At 46.6% G+C, this 16,502-nt stretch carries 17 protein-coding genes; 9 read left to right on the top strand and 8 right to left on the bottom strand.

Annotation, left to right across the window (positions count from 1 at the left end; all coding sequences use genetic code 11):
• Positions 1-30 precede the first annotated feature (30 nt).
• On the bottom strand, positions 31-468 hold the full coding sequence (locus F0265_RS09815) for a type IV pilin protein (protein WP_171748703.1): 438 nt from the start codon (positions 466-468) through the stop codon (positions 31-33).
• A 92-nt stretch (positions 469-560) separates the two neighbouring features.
• Here F0265_RS09815 and F0265_RS09810 point away from each other — a divergent pair, with 92 nt between their 5' ends.
• From F0265_RS09810 to tadA, 6 genes are all read left to right on the top strand, one after another.
• Positions 561-1,052, top strand: a complete 492-nt coding sequence (locus tag F0265_RS09810) for a GspH/FimT family pseudopilin (RefSeq protein ID WP_171748702.1) — start codon at positions 561-563, stop codon at positions 1,050-1,052.
• Positions 1,053-1,135: 83 nt separating this feature from the next.
• Positions 1,136-1,681, top strand: coding sequence for a pilus assembly protein PilW (locus tag F0265_RS09805; RefSeq protein WP_253809387.1), 546 nt, complete (start codon positions 1,136-1,138; stop codon positions 1,679-1,681).
• 1 nt (position 1,682) lies between these two features.
• On the top strand, positions 1,683-2,975 hold the full coding sequence (locus F0265_RS09800) for a hypothetical protein (protein ID WP_171748700.1): 1,293 nt from the start codon (positions 1,683-1,685) through the stop codon (positions 2,973-2,975).
• Positions 2,965-3,396, top strand: a complete 432-nt coding sequence (locus F0265_RS09795) for a typIV pilin (protein WP_171748699.1) — start codon at positions 2,965-2,967, stop codon at positions 3,394-3,396. The genes F0265_RS09800 and F0265_RS09795 overlap by 11 nt, the downstream gene beginning before the upstream one ends.
• A gap of 276 nt (positions 3,397-3,672) precedes the next feature.
• Positions 3,673-5,232, top strand: a complete 1,560-nt coding sequence (locus tag F0265_RS09790; protein ID WP_171748698.1) for an AbgT family transporter — start codon at positions 3,673-3,675, stop codon at positions 5,230-5,232.
• 218 nt (positions 5,233-5,450) lie between these two features.
• Positions 5,451-5,960 carry a tRNA adenosine(34) deaminase TadA gene (tadA, locus tag F0265_RS09785; protein WP_171748697.1) on the top strand — a complete coding sequence of 170 codons (510 nt, stop codon included), beginning with the start codon at positions 5,451-5,453 and terminating at the stop codon, positions 5,958-5,960.
• Between the two features lie 42 nt (positions 5,961-6,002).
• Here the strand turns inward: tadA and F0265_RS24680 are convergent, their stop codons facing one another.
• Positions 6,003-6,137: a hypothetical protein gene (locus F0265_RS24680; RefSeq protein WP_006959616.1), complete on the bottom strand. Its 135-nt coding sequence runs from the start codon at positions 6,135-6,137 to the stop codon at positions 6,003-6,005.
• A gap of 212 nt (positions 6,138-6,349) precedes the next feature.
• On the bottom strand, positions 6,350-7,876 hold the full coding sequence (gene mltF / locus F0265_RS09780) for a membrane-bound lytic murein transglycosylase MltF (protein ID WP_045986216.1): 1,527 nt from the start codon (positions 7,874-7,876) through the stop codon (positions 6,350-6,352).
• A 314-nt stretch (positions 7,877-8,190) separates the two neighbouring features.
• Between mltF and purL the strand changes: the two genes are divergently transcribed.
• Both purL and F0265_RS09770 read left to right on the top strand, forming a co-directional pair.
• On the top strand, positions 8,191-12,102 hold the full coding sequence (gene purL / locus F0265_RS09775; protein ID WP_171748696.1) for a phosphoribosylformylglycinamidine synthase: 3,912 nt from the start codon (positions 8,191-8,193) through the stop codon (positions 12,100-12,102).
• A gap of 167 nt (positions 12,103-12,269) precedes the next feature.
• On the top strand, positions 12,270-12,620 hold the full coding sequence (locus F0265_RS09770) for a DUF3622 domain-containing protein (RefSeq protein ID WP_019275555.1): 351 nt from the start codon (positions 12,270-12,272) through the stop codon (positions 12,618-12,620).
• Between the two features lie 57 nt (positions 12,621-12,677).
• Here F0265_RS09770 and F0265_RS09765 read toward each other — a convergent pair whose 3' ends face one another.
• The 5 genes from F0265_RS09765 to purM all read right to left on the bottom strand — a co-directional run bounded on the left by F0265_RS09765 (position 12,678) and on the right by purM (position 15,654).
• Positions 12,678-12,869 (bottom strand): DUF4250 domain-containing protein, encoded by a 192-nt coding sequence (locus tag F0265_RS09765; protein WP_171748695.1) that lies wholly within the window; start codon positions 12,867-12,869, stop codon positions 12,678-12,680.
• On the bottom strand, positions 12,869-13,075 hold the full coding sequence (locus F0265_RS09760) for a YaeP family protein (RefSeq protein ID WP_082313554.1): 207 nt from the start codon (positions 13,073-13,075) through the stop codon (positions 12,869-12,871). Before F0265_RS09760 ends, F0265_RS09765 begins: the two co-directional genes overlap by 1 nt.
• A 126-nt stretch (positions 13,076-13,201) precedes the next feature.
• The gene (locus F0265_RS09755) at positions 13,202-13,852 is read right to left on the bottom strand and encodes a tellurite resistance TerB family protein (RefSeq protein ID WP_171748694.1); all 651 of its coding nucleotides are present in this window, start codon (positions 13,850-13,852) and stop codon (positions 13,202-13,204) included.
• 116 nt (positions 13,853-13,968) lie between these two features.
• Positions 13,969-14,610: a phosphoribosylglycinamide formyltransferase gene (gene purN / locus F0265_RS09750; protein ID WP_045974601.1), complete on the bottom strand. Its 642-nt coding sequence runs from the start codon at positions 14,608-14,610 to the stop codon at positions 13,969-13,971.
• Between the two features lie 3 nt (positions 14,611-14,613).
• Positions 14,614-15,654, bottom strand: coding sequence for a phosphoribosylformylglycinamidine cyclo-ligase (gene purM, locus F0265_RS09745; RefSeq protein WP_171748693.1), 1,041 nt, complete (start codon positions 15,652-15,654; stop codon positions 14,614-14,616).
• Positions 15,655-15,832: 178 nt separating this feature from the next.
• Here purM and upp point away from each other — a divergent pair, with 178 nt between their 5' ends.
• The gene (gene upp / locus F0265_RS09740) at positions 15,833-16,459 is read left to right on the top strand and encodes a uracil phosphoribosyltransferase (protein ID WP_019275559.1); all 627 of its coding nucleotides are present in this window, start codon (positions 15,833-15,835) and stop codon (positions 16,457-16,459) included.
• The last annotated feature ends 43 nt before the right edge of the window (positions 16,460-16,502 follow it).

The following is a 16,502-nucleotide window of genomic DNA, read 5'->3' as shown; positions in this document are numbered from 1 at the left end:
CTAAACAAAGCCTGCGTTAAGCAGGCTTTTTTATTGCCAGCAGCTAAGAGGAAACGCTTTATTAGTAGCATCAAGGCTGAGGTAATCAACACCGTGTTCTTGTAAGCAAGAGTCTAAGTTCTGCTGACTGTTTGCTTGCGCAGTCGCTTTGATAATGTAAGCCGCACTGGCGTTACTGGTCGCGCTAAACACAAAGCGATTTTGGTCGGAAATACATACTGTACATTCCCCACTCGATATTACCTTATGCCAATCATATTGGCCGTTATAGCTTGATTCTAATTCGAGTTGGATGCGGGCGAGGTCGGTGATAGCGGTGATGCGGTGGGACTTCCGTACCTGCTCCAAATAGCTTGGATAGGCGAACATCGCCAGGATACCAATCAGGGTAACAACGATCAGTAATTCGAGTAACGTCATCCCAATTAAACTTTTCTTACTCCGTTTGCAGCTATTTACGCCAATCACTTCGAGCTCTCCTAGTATTCAATCCTGAACTATTGTTATGCGCTGCTAACATCAAGCCAAGTATGGTTAGCAGTTACATAGGGATTTGGGAAATGCCTCGTGGCTTTACGTTACTCGAGTCCGTTGTCACTCTGTCTGTGATGAGTTTGTTACTGGTATGGGCGGTTCCTAATTTTAGTTCAGTGTCTGATACCACTAAGATGATGAGGCTCGCTAAAGAATTGAATGGCTTTGTCTTAATGGCAAAGTCTCAAGCGATCTTGCGCCGGCAGCCTCTATGGATACATCTCAAGAGGTCAGGTGATTCTTGGGCGTTGAATTTGACGGATAGTGAAGATGAGGACAATGGTTTAGTTTTAATGCTCTTATCTGGCGAGCCGTTTTCCGGCATCGAACTGGCGACGACTTACAGCTCAAATCAAATTAGTTTTGATGCCACACATGGACGACCCAAAAGCGGGCGGTTTACATTTTACCCTAAGTTATCTTCGGAAACGGTTCTCGAGCTCAGAACTCACTTTCGCTCAGCCATTGTACGAGTGTGTGCGCCTTCGGGCATTACTCTTGGTTATCAGCCATGTTAAGGAGAGGACAATCGGGGTCTAGCCTAATTGAGCTTCTTGTTTCTACTTCGATTTCTCTCATGGTCATCTCCATAGCCGTGAGTATGCTTCTCCACAGCCAACGCCTCTCCGCTGCCCGCGCTAAAGAGCTAATGTTGCTGCAAAGCACGAACAGTGTTCTGCAAATGATGAAATTAGATTTGTATCGAGCGGGTTATGGTGGCGTGCTGGGTGAAAGCGTTCGCTTATCTGGCGCAGCAGAGACTTACTATGTCAAACATAGTGAGCAATATACACTACTCGCGTATGCCTACCTGTCAGGCCGCTTAAGAGCTGAAACAGCATATACGAATGTAGTTTACCTGCGGCAGAGCGAGTCAAAAGAGGTTTTGAGAGTGTGTGAGAAGAAGCTACCAAGAGCTATGTCGGCTTTAGAAGCAGAAAACTTCACCACACATTTTGGTAATACCTGTAACACAGTGTTCGATAGCAATCGTATTGCTGTGACCGAATTTGCACTGGATTCCGTGCCTTTAACCGGTGCTACCCATACTTCTTCACTACTCAATGTTGAACTCAGTACCCATTTACGCTTTGCCCCAGAGGTATCGAAGACGCTCACCTTTTCCATTAAACAGAGGAACTGGTGACATGGTATTTCAACGAGGCGCAGCAACTCTTTTAATCACCAGCCTTTTGCTAGCTGGCGTGCTCATGATTGTCATGGGCAGTTATAAAGCCTTATTCTACCAAATTAAACGCAGTCAAAATGAAGTGGAAAGTCGCCGTGCACATTGGCGTGCAGAAGGTGGGTTGGAGTGTGCGATTTCCTCTGTTGTTGGAAAACAAGCCATACCAGAAGAGCTGAGTGACTGTCAGCAGCAACTGAGTTTAGATGCGCTTGATATCGAAACTGGAACACCACATATTGTTCGTGCAACCAGTGGCTTCTTAACCTTAAGCAAAGCGTTTCTTCTGCCCGAACTTCAAATCAAAAGCCCAATCACCGCAATCTCTCACTTATTGGTCAATGGTGGGCTCAACATAGCGCCGCGCGTGAATCAACGCGTTAGCGAGTTCCGCTGGGCGTGCACCTCGGCTCGCTATCAGAATATTTTCTATGCGCATAGCTACGACACCACGCATCCGTATCAAGCAACCGATATCTCGCGTTATTTTCCTGAGAGTCATGGAGCCGACTCACACCAATGTAACCAAACTCACTACACCGATTTCAGTTGGCAGCTCTCTTTAACTCACAAAGACTTCGAGCATGTGGAGCAACTTGATGTATTTCAGGAAGTTTTTAATGTGCCACGTAGCCATTGGTTTGAGGTTATGTCAGACACTAGCTTGTTCGGTTATGTACCAGAAGAGCTTAAAAGTGTCATGCCACGTTTACCGAGTGAGTTACCCAGTGCGCAGTACATAGAAAATTGCGGCCAGCAGATTACAAATCTTATCAAAGCATATCATGAGCTTATTTGGGTATACGGCAGCTGTGAACTTAACCCAGATGACCTGCAATCCATAAACCTTGCCATTGATACTCATTTGAATGGAGGCTTGATACTGGTGCTCCACAATGGCATAGCTTCTATTTCAGGAAACCAAGCATTGAAGGCCATGATTTATCACTTTGTTTCTGAGAGCCCGTCTGCTGGTTTTGTTGATTGGGGACTATCAGACAATAATCCATTGCTTTCGGCATTGATTGCATCTTTGAACGAGCATGCTTTGCTGAACACAGTAGAGCAACAAAAAGTGAGTTATTTTCAGAGTGGTAAAGTTTATCCGTTGGGTGGTTTAGTGTTGGATGCTCCTGATAGCTATGCCTTGATCAACAATGATCTATACATGCAGTTCAATAAAGATGTCACGGCCTCGGCTGCTCGACATTTTCATAAGGTCAAATGGAGCAATGGTAGTTGGCATGATTTCTAACCAGAAAGGTGTCAGCTTGTTTGAGGTGCTATTGGCTCTCTTGCTTGTCAGCGGCAGTGCTGTTGGTTTAGTCAAATTACATACCTATGTTGAAATGAAATCCGATAGGGCTGAACGGGCTATTGAAGCGCTCTATTTGGCAGAATCTCAGCTTGAGCAGTTCACCGCGCATGGATCAACGGTGAAGGGGGAAAGTTATCAATTCACCGATATAGAACAAGAAGCCTGTTATTCACAAACTCAGTGTCAGCCATCATCCGCTGAGTATTTCCAGACACGATGCGAGGCTCGCTCCTCGTTACAAAATGGGGTTGAAGTTAAGTACATTACCGTGGAGGTGTGTTGGCTCGATCGTCATGGAAAACATCAATCCATTGAGCTGATGACATCAGTTTCTAAATTCAATGAATTTAGTATGTAGGCTATTTTATATTCAAAATGAATTATTGATATTTTACTTAAAAGTGTTCTCTATATTTTTCAAAATGGTTTCAAATCTGTTTCATTCTATGGGTGGCTAATGTTTGTACTTTGTTGCGTGGTGATGGCAATTTTGCAAAATATGTCTCCAAATATGGAAAAACTTCTGGAATCTTGTGCTTTTGAAAGGGTGATTTAATAAAATGTGTAGTTGAAAAATAGGTCGTTACTACAATTATTACAGGCCTAAGGCAACAACATCACATATGGAGTTACCATGAGTAACCAAGCAGTAAACAAAGCGCCATCGTCTAAGCCAAATGGCATGGATCGCTTTCTTAATTTTATCGAACGAGTCGGTAATAAAATCCCGGATCCGGCCATTCTGTTCTTTTGGGCACTGATCATTACATGGGCAGCATCGGCATTGCTCTCAAATGTCAGTTTTGATTTGGTTAACCCTCGTTCGGGCGAAGCACTTGCAATCAACAACCTTTTAACTGGCGAATCCTTAGCAAGCTTCTTAGCCAACATGGTGACCACCTTTACTGGTTTTGCACCTCTGGGTATTGTTCTTGTCGCGATGTTGGGTGTAGGTGTGGCTGATTCTTCGGGCTTCATCACAACCGGTCTTAAGAAGATGCTGAACTTCACGCCAGCGAAGCTTCTGACGCCAATGCTCATTCTTGTCGCTATCGTATCGCACACTGCGGCCGATGCAGGCTACGTTCTGGTTATCCCTCTTGGTGGTATCATCTTCCACGCGGCAGGCCGTCACCCTCTTGCGGGTATTGCGGCAGCGTTTGCAGGTGTATCAGGTGGTTTCTCAGCAAACTTTATCCCTTCAGGTATCGACCCGCTATTAGCTGGCTTCACGCAAACTGCGGCGCAAGTTCTCGATCCTGAGTACGTGGTTAACCCATTAGCGAACATCTTCTTTACCGGTATTTCTTCGGTGATCATCGTGGCTATCGGTTGGTACGTGACAGAGAAAATCATTGAACCACGCCTAAAGAGCACTCCAATCGACGAAGACGCAGAAAAAGCACCGGATCTTGGCTCGTTCACTGAGCTTGAGTCGAAAGCGTTCCGTTACGCGGGTTGGGCGATGATGGCGGGTATTGCCCTTCTTGTGGCGGCGATTCTTCCTGAAAATTCTGCACTGCGTTCACCGGAAGGCGAGATTACCGCGTTCTCTGCGCCAATCATGAAGTCTATCGTTCCGTTGATCTTCATCTTGTTCATTATCCCAGGTTACGTGTACGGTCGAGTTTCTGGTACGTTCAAGACCAGTAACGACATCATCAAAGCGATGGCGGACACCATGTCGACCATGGGTGCATACATCGTAATGTCGTTCTTCTGTGCGCAGTTCCTATCTGCATTCGCGCAATCAAACATCGGTACTATGCTTGCGCTATACGGTGCAGAAGGTTTGAAAGCAATGAACTTATCAGGTGAAGCGACCATCATTGGTATGATTCTGCTAACAGCGTCAGTGAACCTTCTGATCGGTTCTGCTTCAGCGAAATGGGCACTGATTGGTCCGATTCTGGTACCTATGCTAATGGCGGTGGGGATTTCTCCTGAGCTATCTCAAGCTGCTTACCGTGTAGGTGACTCGGTATCGAACATCATTTCACCTCTGATGGTGTTCTTCCCACTGGTTGTGGTTTACTGTCAGCGTTACGTGAAGTCGACTGGTATCGGTACGCTAGCGTCACTAATGATGCCATTCTCAATTGCAATGCTAATCGGCTGGTCCATCTTCCTAGTGGCTTACTGGATGTTAGGCATTCCTCTAGGTATCCAAGCGCCATACACATACACAATGTAAATACCGTCATATTTGGCGCTGTAGCAGTTGTTAACTGCGCAACACCAACTATTTAGGTATTAGGGTTTTAGAAGCGCTGGTCGAAAGACTGGCGCTTTCTTTTTTAGTGCTGGGAAGGTCAGTTTGTGTGAGGTGCTCTGCGTCCTGCTTTCACTTCCGCGTTCATGCGGGTAGAATTTGCTACCTCTAGTCGTTTACTCATACAACCGGAGTTTTCTTTGTCAGAATCTCAATTTACCCCTCAAGACGAGTTTTTCATGCGCCGTGCTATGGAGCTGGCTGCTCAGGCCGAAGCTGAGGGAGAAGTTCCTGTTGGTGCTGTATTAGTGAAAGATGGTGAGATCGTAGCTGAAGGTTGGAATCAGTCAATTGGTCATCATGATGCGACGGCTCATGCTGAAATGCAGGTATTGCGCAAAGCAGGCCAAGTGCTGGAAAATTACCGACTGTTGGATACAACGTTATACGTCACGCTAGAGCCATGCCCTATGTGCGCGGGGGCGTTACTCCACAGCCGAGTGAAACGCATTGTTTATGGTGCCCCTGATCTAAAAGCGGGAGCGGCAGGAACAGTACTCAACTTGTTTGAACATCAGGCGGCGTATCACTATGCCGATATTGAACAAGGGCTGATGGAAGAAGAGTGTCGAGGCCAGCTTCAGGCGTTCTTTAAACGTCGCCGTAAAGAGAAAAAAGCGCAAAAACAGATGAAGCGTTCAGAAGGGTAGGGTTTTCAGCAAACACCTGATTCAAGGTGTTTGCCAACTGGGTTATGCACAAATTAGCTGCATAAAAGCTCGATGACGGGCAATGACTTTCTTCTTGTTATTGCTGAGCATTCTTTTACGGCGGTTTGCCGCAACGGTTTTATTAAGGCGTTTTGACTGCATTTTACGTCTACGCATAAAACAACCTCCTGTTGTGGGTTAGAACTGTATGATTGCCTTTTGTATCGAAGGCATTGATTACGTTATGTAACTCGTCTTTTACCAGCCAATTGTTACCATTTAAATAATGCTACTGAAAAGGCTGGCTCACGATACTATGTTTGGGTCAGGCAAGTAAAATTCAAGTGCCCAATCATTAATCAATGATTGGGCACTTTAACGGTTTGTTTCTATTCTTGTATTTCTTCAACTGGCGCAGCTGAAGATACCGCTGGAGCTGCTGAGATAGCGCTGTCTGGTACTTCAATCACGGCGAGATCATCAATATTGACATCGCTGTTGTCCGTGGTCTGCTGTTCGACATGGCCGATGATACTCTGGTAATAGCGGCGAATATTCTCGACGTAGTTTCTCGCTTCATCACCGCGTGCATAGCCATAGCGGGTTTGGCTGTAGTACTTTTTCTGGCGCAGCAACGGCAGGCGATCTTTCACATCAGCCCATGCATCTGGATTACCGCCTTGCTTTTTCGTGAGCCTTCGGGCATCCATCATGTGGCCGTAGCCAACGTTATAGGACGCTAGGGCAAACCAAATTTTTTCATGCTCATCAATGGAGTCGGGAATGCGAGATACCATTCGTCGCAGGTAATCAACTCCACCACGCACTGACTGCTTAGGATCGAGACGATTGGTGACGCCAACACTTTTAGCGGTTGGCAGTGTCAACATCATCATGCCTCGTACTCCTGTCGGAGATTTGGCAAGTGGGTTCCAGTGTGATTCCTGATACGCTAGTGCCGCCACAAGTCGCCAGTCAAATTCATCCGAATATTCTTTAAACAGAGGTGACCATTGTGGAAGCTTAGAGTCGAGCGCACGAATAAAAGCGCGGGTATCAACGTAATCGAAGCTGCCAATATGACCGATGTATTTTTCTTCTAAAGAGGCTAGGTGACCAGATTGTTTGGTGTAGCCGAAGAATTCGATCATAAGCGCATAAAGGCTTTCATCTTCAGAGCGTCGGACAAACCAAGAGATAGGTTGGTCTTCTGTCAGCTCAAATGCGAGCGCTATATCGGGATAGATACGTTGTGATAAAGAGACTTCAACTGAGTCAGCAACCGTGAACATCAGCTCTCCATCAGAGACTTGTTTGAGCAGGTCACTTACTTCAGCGTCCGGATCTACTTCAAAGGCAAAATCAGGGTGCTCTTCTTGTTTGATGGCGCTCAGGGTCTGTTTGACGTGTGAGTCACTGATGATCTTGAGGATCGGCAGCTCTTCACCATCATCCGTTGGTACGGGCTGGATGTTAAGGAGTTGCTCTAGGTTACGTGGTCGCCTCTTACCTTTTTTATACACAACCTGTTGGCTGACGTAGTAGTAAGCGGGGCCGGGGCGGAATCGTTCCATACGTTCCGGGGACTGCGTCAAACCTGCAGCGATAATGTCGATTTCACCTTTGGCCAGCGCGGGATATAACGACGAGATACGATAGGCTGGTTTCATTTCCAACTGCACACCAAGCTCATTGGCGAATTCGCGGGCCAGTTCGTAATCCAAACCTGCTGGGCCATCAGGACCGATATAGTAAGACAGCTGGTTATTCAGAGTGCCGACACGTAACACACCACGCTCACGTATCTGGTCCAAATCACTTTTGGGCTCTGACTCAATCTGACAGCCGGATAACATCAATACAGAAAACAGCAAGGCGCTGATTGATGTCCAATGGTTCAAGTAATGCTTCTTCATTCACATCATTCTCATACTTCCAGTAGGGCATTTATATCAAAGTGTCATAACAAGGCAAGATAATCAGAGTGACTTCGGGTTAAAGATTTAAAATTGGGATTTTTGCTGTAATTCAAATTTGACGAAAAAAATGACGCAAACGGTTGCTTTTGGTGTTACATCACAAAAATAATTCCTTTATAATGCGCCCGCAAAGGAGAGGTGAAATCGGCATAGGTTTTTAATCCTTAGGGAATAGCTTCGAAGTAAAACAGTCTAACCCACTGAATTTATTCCAATATCACCTTAATCAATTGCATAAGAGACCTAAGCACATGAGAATTTTGCGTGGCTCCCCAGCTCTTTCTGAGTTTCGTGTTAACAAGCTTCTAGAGCTTTGTCGTGAATTAAGCTTACCTGTAACAGGTATTTACGCTGAGTTTGCTCACTTTGCTGAATTATCAGCAGATCTTGATTCTCAAGAAGTTGAGAAGTTGGAAAAGCTCCTAACTTACGGTCCTACAATTGAAGAGCACGAGCCTGCAGGTCTTCTTCTGCTTGCTACTCCTCGCCCTGGCACGATCTCGCCTTGGTCTTCAAAATCGACTGACATTGCTAATAACTGTGGTCTAGATAAAGTGGTTCGTCTAGAGCGTGGTACGGCTTACTACATCGAAACATCAGCAGAACTTTCTGAGCTTCAACTCGTTGAGCTAAAGGCGATCCTTCACGATCGCATGATGGAAGTGGTTTTCACTGACTTTGACTCTGCCGCTGCACTGTTCCAAGTGGCTGAACCGGCACCAGTTGCTGATGTTGACCTACTTAATGGCGGCCGCGCTGCGCTTGAAAACGCAAACGTTACCCTAGGTCTTGCGCTTGCCGATGACGAAATCGAATACCTCTACGACGCGTTCGTAAACAAGCTAGATCGTAACCCAACTGACATCGAGCTAATGATGTTTGCACAGGCGAACTCAGAGCACTGTCGTCACAAGATCTTCAACGCAGACTGGACTATCGACGGCGTTAAGCAAGAGAAGTCTCTGTTCAAGATGATCAAGAACACATTCGAAACCACGCCTGAAAACGTACTGTCTGCATACAAAGATAACGCAGCAGTAATGGTAGGTTCTGATGTAGGCCGTTTCTTCCCGAACCCAGAAACTCGCCAATACGGTTACAGCCAAGAGAAAGCGCACATCCTAATGAAGGTGGAAACGCACAACCACCCAACTGCTATCTCTCCTTGGCCGGGCGCTTCTACAGGTTCTGGTGGTGAAATCCGTGACGAAGGCGCGACAGGTATCGGTGGTAAGCCAAAAGCTGGCCTAGTTGGTTTTACGACATCTAACCTACGTATTCCAGGTTTTGAACAGCCATGGGAAGCAGATTTCGGTAAGCCAGGTCGTATCGTTAACGCACTAGACATCATGCTAGAAGGCCCACTAGGTGGCGCGGCGTTCAACAACGAATTTGGTCGTCCAAACCTATTGGGTTACTTCCGTACTTACGAAGAGAAAGTAAACTCTCACGCAGGCGAAGAGGTTCGTGGTTACCACAAGCCAATTATGATTGCTGGTGGTATGGGTAACATCCGTGATGAGCACGTGCAGAAGAAAGAGATCCCAGTAGGTGCAAGCCTAATCGTACTGGGTGGTCCTGCAATGAACATCGGCCTTGGTGGCGGTGCTGCATCTTCAATGGCATCTGGTCAATCAGCAGAAGACTTAGATTTTGCTTCTGTACAGCGTGAAAACCCAGAGATGGAGCGTCGCTGTCAGGAAGTTATCGACCGTTGTTGGCAGCTTGGCGATGAGAACCCGATCGCTTTCATCCACGATGTGGGCGCGGGCGGTATCTCTAACGCACTTCCTGAGCTTGTAGACGATGGCGATCGTGGCGGTATCTTCCAACTGCGTGACGTACCAAACGACGAACCGGGTATGAGCCCACTTGAAATCTGGTGTAACGAATCCCAAGAGCGTTACGTAATGGCAGTTGCGCCTGAGAATATGGACGTATTCGATGCGATCTGTAAGCGTGAGCGCGCACCATACGCAGTGGTTGGTGTGGCAACGGAAGAGCGTGAACTGAAACTGGAAGATTCACACTTCGACAACACGCCAATCGACATGCCAATGGATGTGCTTCTAGGTAAGACGCCTAAGATGCATCGTGACGCGAAAACACTGAAAGCGAACAACCCAGCAGTGAACCGTGACGGCATCGAGCTAAACGAAGCGGCAGAGCGCGTTCTACGTCTTCCAACGGTTGCAGAGAAAACATTCCTTATCACTATCGGTGACCGCACGGTAACGGGCCTTGTAGCACGTGACCAAATGGTTGGCCCATGGCAGGTGCCAGTAGCAAACTGCGCAGTAACCGCAGCAAGCTATGATACTTACCACGGTGAAGCGATGTCGATGGGGGAGCGCACTCCAGTTGCTTTACTAGACTTTGGCGCTTCAGCTCGTCTAGCGGTGGGTGAAGCAATCACGAATATCGCAGCGACAAACATCGGTGATATCAAACACATTAAACTGTCTGCAAACTGGATGTCTCCTGCGGGTCACCCAGGTGAAGATGCAGGTCTTTACGAAGCAGTGAAAGCGGTGGGTGAAGAGTTGTGTCCAGCACTTGGCCTGACTATCCCTGTGGGTAAAGACTCAATGTCGATGAAGACCAAGTGGGAAGAGAACGGCGAGCAGAAAGAAGTAACCTCTCCGCTATCTCTAATCATCACTGCGTTTGCTCGTGTTGAAGATGTACGTAAGACAATCACTCCGCAATTACGCACAGATAAAGGCAACACGTCGCTGGTTCTTATCGACCTAGGTAACGGTCAGAACCGCCTAGGCGCAACAGCACTAGCGCAGGTTTACAAGCAGCTTGGTGATAAGCCAGCAGACGTAGACAACGCAGCACAGCTAAAAGGTTTCTACGAAGGCGTTCAAACTCTAGTAGAGAATGATCAAGTAGTGGCTTACCATGATAAGGGCGACGGTGGTCTATTCGTTACTCTAGCTGAGATGGCATTTGCGGGTCACTGTGGCCTTAAAGCGAACATCGCTGACCTAGGTGACGACGCGCTAGCAGCACTATTTAACGAAGAGCTAGGTGCGGTACTTCAGGTTAAGAACGACGATCTAGATTCTGTACTATCTACTCTTGCAGCAAACGGCCTTGAAGCATGTTCACACGTTATCGGCAGTGTTCAAGCGTCTGACGAGCTAGTGATTACTTCTGGTGAGACAGTTGTTCTTGAGCGCAACCGTACTGAACTGCGTACTATCTGGGCTGAGACAACACACAAGATGCAAGGTCTACGTGATAACCCTGCATGTGCTGACCAAGAGCATGAAGCGAAGAAAGACAACTCTGACCCAGGTCTGAACGTTAAGCTAAGCTTCGATGTGAACGAAGACATCGCAGCACCTTACATTGCCGGTTCTATGATAAATACAGGTGCTAAGCCTAAGATGGCAATTCTGCGTGAGCAGGGCGTTAACTCTCACGTTGAAATGGCAGCAGCGTTTGACCGTGCAGGTTTTGAAGCAACAGATATCCACATGAGCGATATCCTAACCGGTCAAGCTGTTCTAGAAGAGTACCAGGGCCTAGTTGCTTGTGGTGGCTTCTCTTACGGTGACGTACTTGGTGCGGGTGAAGGTTGGGCTAAGTCTATCCTGTTCAATGAGCAAGCTCGCAACCAGTTTGAAGGTTTCTTCCAGCGTGAAGATACCTTCTCTCTAGGTGTATGTAACGGCTGTCAGATGCTATCGAACCTGAAAGAGCTAATCCCAGGTGCAGATCTATGGCCGCGCTTCGTTCGTAACGAGTCTGAACGTTTTGAAGCTCGTTTCAGCCTAGTTGAAGTTCAGAAATCTGATTCTGTGTTCTTCGACGGTATGGCCGGTTCTCGTATGCCAATCGCAGTGTCTCACGGTGAAGGCCGCGTAGAAGTACGTGATGCTGACCACCTAGCGTCGATTGAAGCATCAGGTACGGTAGCCGTTCGTTATGTGGACAACCACGGTAACCCAACGCAGCAATACCCGAACAACCCGAATGGTTCGCCAAACGCAATCACAGGTCTAACGACTCAAGATGGCCGCGTAACTATCATGATGCCACACCCTGAGCGTGTATTCCGTACAGTCGCGAACTCTTGGTCTCCAGAGGGTTGGGGCGAGAATGGCGCTTGGATGCGCATGTTCCAAAACGCCCGTAAGAACATCGGTTAATCGACTTTAATCGTCACTACAAAGTAAACGCGCAGATCGTAAGGTCTGCGCTTTTTTATTTGTTGAAAAATCTATAGCCAAGGGCTCTTTTTTGCGCTCTAATACCGCGCTTGCCAAGGGATGGCTAAATCCCTCAATACTTCATTAGAATCCCTTAGGAAATGAATATGTCGAACAACAAGAAATTTGCCATTCGTGTGACTGAAAAGCGTAACGGCTGGTGTGCAGAAATTACTCGCCAGGTAACTTCACGTAAAACATCTGTGTCTAAGCGAGAGGCTGGTTTTGAAACAGAAGCCCTAGCGCAAGAATGGGCGGAGAAAGAGCTAGCAGGTTTTATTCAAAACCAAGCGGCACGTAACGAACGTAAAGGCGAAGCACGTAAAGTTCGTGTTGAGCGTGAAGAGCGTCTAGCGCAAGAAGCCGCTGAAAAGAAAGCACGTTACGAAGAAGCAAAGCGCGCAGCCGCAGCACAAGCTGAATTAGATGATGAAGATGACTTTTTCGACGAAGAGTAATTACTTCTAATAAAAAACCGCCTGCTTAGGCGGTTTTTGTATCCGATAACGCTTGGATTAACGAAATTGTCCTGCTTCTGGGAGGAAATCAAAACCTGCGGAAGCGAGTTTAGTCTCCAGTGCTGACTTATCAATATCAAAATACGTAGCCAGCTTATCTAAATCACCACCAAAGTCATCTCGTAGTTTCATGTTGACGAAGCTCATCAGCATTATTGGATCCATCGTCTCAAAGTTCGCCAAGTTCATTATTTATCCTCGAAATCTGAAATCAGCAGATTAGCCGCTGCAAACGCCGCCTTATCTCTTGCATGTTGCGGTAGGCTAGTATCCGCCGCAATATCGTTTAACGCCCGTAGTGAGCAAGCAATCGCTTTAGGCACATAGGCTTGGTCACCACTGCCGATTTGCGCGTAGAGCTCGCGGACCAAGTCGCAGCAATCATAAACTTTCATGTTGTTAACCTAATAATTAAATGAGAACTGCTCTCAAATATACACAGGCTGGGAATGAAACTCAAAGCAGCTGCTTGTTCTGGCTCAAACTCTAGGCGGAGCTGCTGGAACTTTATTCGCTTTGGCTTAGTTTTGCAGTTGCTGTTCAAGCTGGAAAGTCACTTCTGGCGCCAGTTGTAACTGCTTGGCTAACTCCTGCAAATAGGCTTTTTCCATGAAATTCTGTTCATCGACGACAATTAGAGACGCGAGATAAATCTCTGAAGCTTGTTGTGGTGACTGAGCAAGCCGAGCGATTTCGCTTGGATCGAGAGGTTTGTTAAGCTCATTGTGTAGCATGGTTTGTAACCCTGCATCCGCACCTGCTTCTTTCAGTGTGGATTCTATGCGCTGCATTTCTTCTGCATCGACATGACCATCAGCTTTTGCAGCGGCAATCATAGCTTTGATGATGAGCTCGTTATGAATAGTATCGTTGGCATTAAAATCTTCTTGTACTGAAGTGGTATTTTGTTTGCCCTGCCAGTTATTGTAAACGGTATAAGCCAGTGCCCCTAAAGCCGCCGCGCCGCCAATTTTGAGTGCATTTTTGCCGACTTTTTTGCCAAGCTTTTTACTTTTTTTAGACCCCATGAGTAGGTTGACTAAGCCACCACTCACAGCGCCTGCTCCAAGGGACTTGAGCGTGCTCGAACCGGACTGTTGCTGCACTTTTTGTTGACCCTGACGAACAAGGTCTGAGTTTAACGCTTGATTTAATAAACCTTTCAAATCCATTCCGGACCTCCTTAGTTTTGTTCAGACTAATTCAGGTGAGATGAATAGAAGATTAATACGTGATAACAAAAAGGCGAGCATTCAGCTCGCCTTTTCACATATCGTTTTTCGAAATGTTATTCTTGGGCGTATCCATGAATACCCAACAACTTGCCATCGAGATAGGCTTCTTTCTCATCTTTCATGATCAGGCGTTCTTCAACCAGCCACTGTACGACCAGAGGATAAATCTTATGCTCTTGAGTCTGAACACGTTCGGTTAATGTCTCAACTGTATCTTCATCAAAGATAGGCACTTTAGCCTGTAGGATTACCGGTCCGCCATCCAATTGTTCTGTAACGAAGTGAACACTGGTGCCGTGTTCTTCGTCTCCGGCATGAATGGCGCGCTGATAAGTGTTCAGGCCTGGGTATTTCGGTAGTAGAGAAGGGTGGATATTGATCATTCGGCCTCTGTAGTGGCGAACAAATTCGCCACTTAAGATGCGCATGTAGCCCGCGAGTACAATGACATCTGGCTTGTATTCGTCAATCTGCTTCATCAATTCATGATCAAACGCGTCGCGGGTATCGAATGATTTCGGATCCAAAGAGTGTGCGGCTGCGCCTGCTTTCTTAGCACGCTCTAAGCCATAAGCTGTTGCTTTGTTTGAAAAAACAGCGGTCACTCGGCCAGTACTGATCTTGGTTTCACAAGCATCAATAATCGCCTGTAAGTTCGAACCATTTCCTGAAACTAAAACAACAATACTCTTCATAATTTATTTGATCTCTACTTGTTCTTCATCTGCACTTGCATCGGCGATTTCACCAATAACCCATGCTTTCTCGCCTTCTGCTTCAAGCAATGCCACTGCAGCATTTGCTTGTTCTTTTGGCAGCGCAATCACTAGACCAACACCACAGTTGAATGTGCGGTACATTTCATGAGTGGTCACATTGCCTTTTTCTTGCAGCCAGTTGAAGATCACCGGCCATTCCCAGCTATTGCCATCGATAACGGCTTTGGTGCCTTCAGGCAGGACGCGAGGAATGTTTTCCCAGAAACCACCGCCAGTGATGTGAGAAATGGCATGGATATCATGCGCTTCAATCATTTTAAGCGCAGATTTAATGTAAATTCTTGTTGGCTCTAGTAAGTGCTCGCCAATAGTACGACCCGCTAACTCTTCGTTTTTATCCGCGCCTGATACTTCAAGAATCTTACGAATAAGTGAATAGCCGTTTGAGTGAGGACCACTTGAGCCTACCGCGATAAGCGCATCACCTGCCGAGACTTTGCTGCCATCGATAACGTCTTCTTTTTCAACTACGCCGACACAGAATCCCGCGACGTCATAATCTTCTCCTTCGTACATGCCCGGCATTTCAGCGGTTTCACCGCCAATTAGAGCACAGCCAGCTTGAATACAGCCATCTGCAATGCCAGTAACGACGTCGGCAGCAGTGTCTACATCCAGCTTGCCAGTTGCGTAATAATCTAGGAAGAATAGCGGCTCAGCACCTTGAACAATCAAGTCATTAACGCACATAGCGACAAGATCGACGCCGATGGTGTCGTGTTTGTTCATATCCAGCGCAAGGCGTAGTTTTGTACCAACACCATCAGTACCTGAGACAAGTACCGGCTGCTTATATTTTGTTGGTAGTTCGCACAAAGCACCAAAACCACCAATACCACCCATTACTTCTGGGCGACGAGTACGTTTAACGGCACCTTTGATGCGGTCTACTAGTGCGTTACCTGCATCGATATCTACGCCAGCGTCTTTATAGCTAAGAGAAGTGTTATCAGCACTCACAAGGAAGTCCTCAGTTTGAAAGTTGGATATGAAATCGGCGCTATTCTAACAGTGGACAAACCAATATAGCAAACGTTTGCGCTGGTTTTTTCTTTTGTTCTATCGCAAGAAATTGAGAACGAAATCGTTTATAATCTGAAGGTTTGTTTAAAAATCACCTATGTATCCGGAGATGGAAATGAAAGTTGTTGAAGTAAAACACCCTCTTGTTAAACACAAACTTGGTCTAATGAGAGAAGGTGAGATCAGCACTAAGCGCTTTCGTGAGCTAGCAACTGAAGTTGGTAGCCTACTGACTTACGAAGCAACTGCAGACTTTGAAACTGAGAAAGTAACCATTGAAGGTTGGAATGGTCCAGTAGAAGTAGACCAGATTAAAGGCAAGAAAGTAACGGTTGTGCCAATCCTGCGTGCAGGTCTTGGTATGATGGATGGTGTGCTTGAGCACATGCCAAGTGCACGTATCAGTGTTGTTGGTATCTACCGCGATGAAGAAACACTAGAGCCAGTACCATACTTTAACAAGCTTGCTTCAAACATGGATGAGCGTATTGCTCTGGTTGTTGACCCAATGCTAGCGACTGGTGGCTCAATGATCGCTACTATCGACTTGCTGAAAGAGAAAGGCTGTAAGTCTATCAAGGTTCTTGTGCTTGTTGCTGCTCCAGAAGGTATTGAAGCGCTAGAAAAAGCACACCCAGATGTTGAGCTGTTCACTGCGGCTATCGATGAGAAGCTAAACGACAAAGGCTACATCGTTCCTGGTCTTGGTGATGCAGGCGATAAGATCTTCGGTACAGTATAAATCGAAGATTGACAGCGAATTGAAAAGGGAGCCATTGGCTCCC

Origin of the sequence: Vibrio sp. RE88 (assembly GCF_013113835.1) — a bacterium.
In the GTDB taxonomy this organism is placed as follows: Bacteria; Pseudomonadota; Gammaproteobacteria; order Enterobacterales; family Vibrionaceae; genus Vibrio.
The sequence above is the reverse complement of the archived record's forward strand: the minus strand, read 5'-3'. Positions and strand labels throughout refer to the sequence as shown.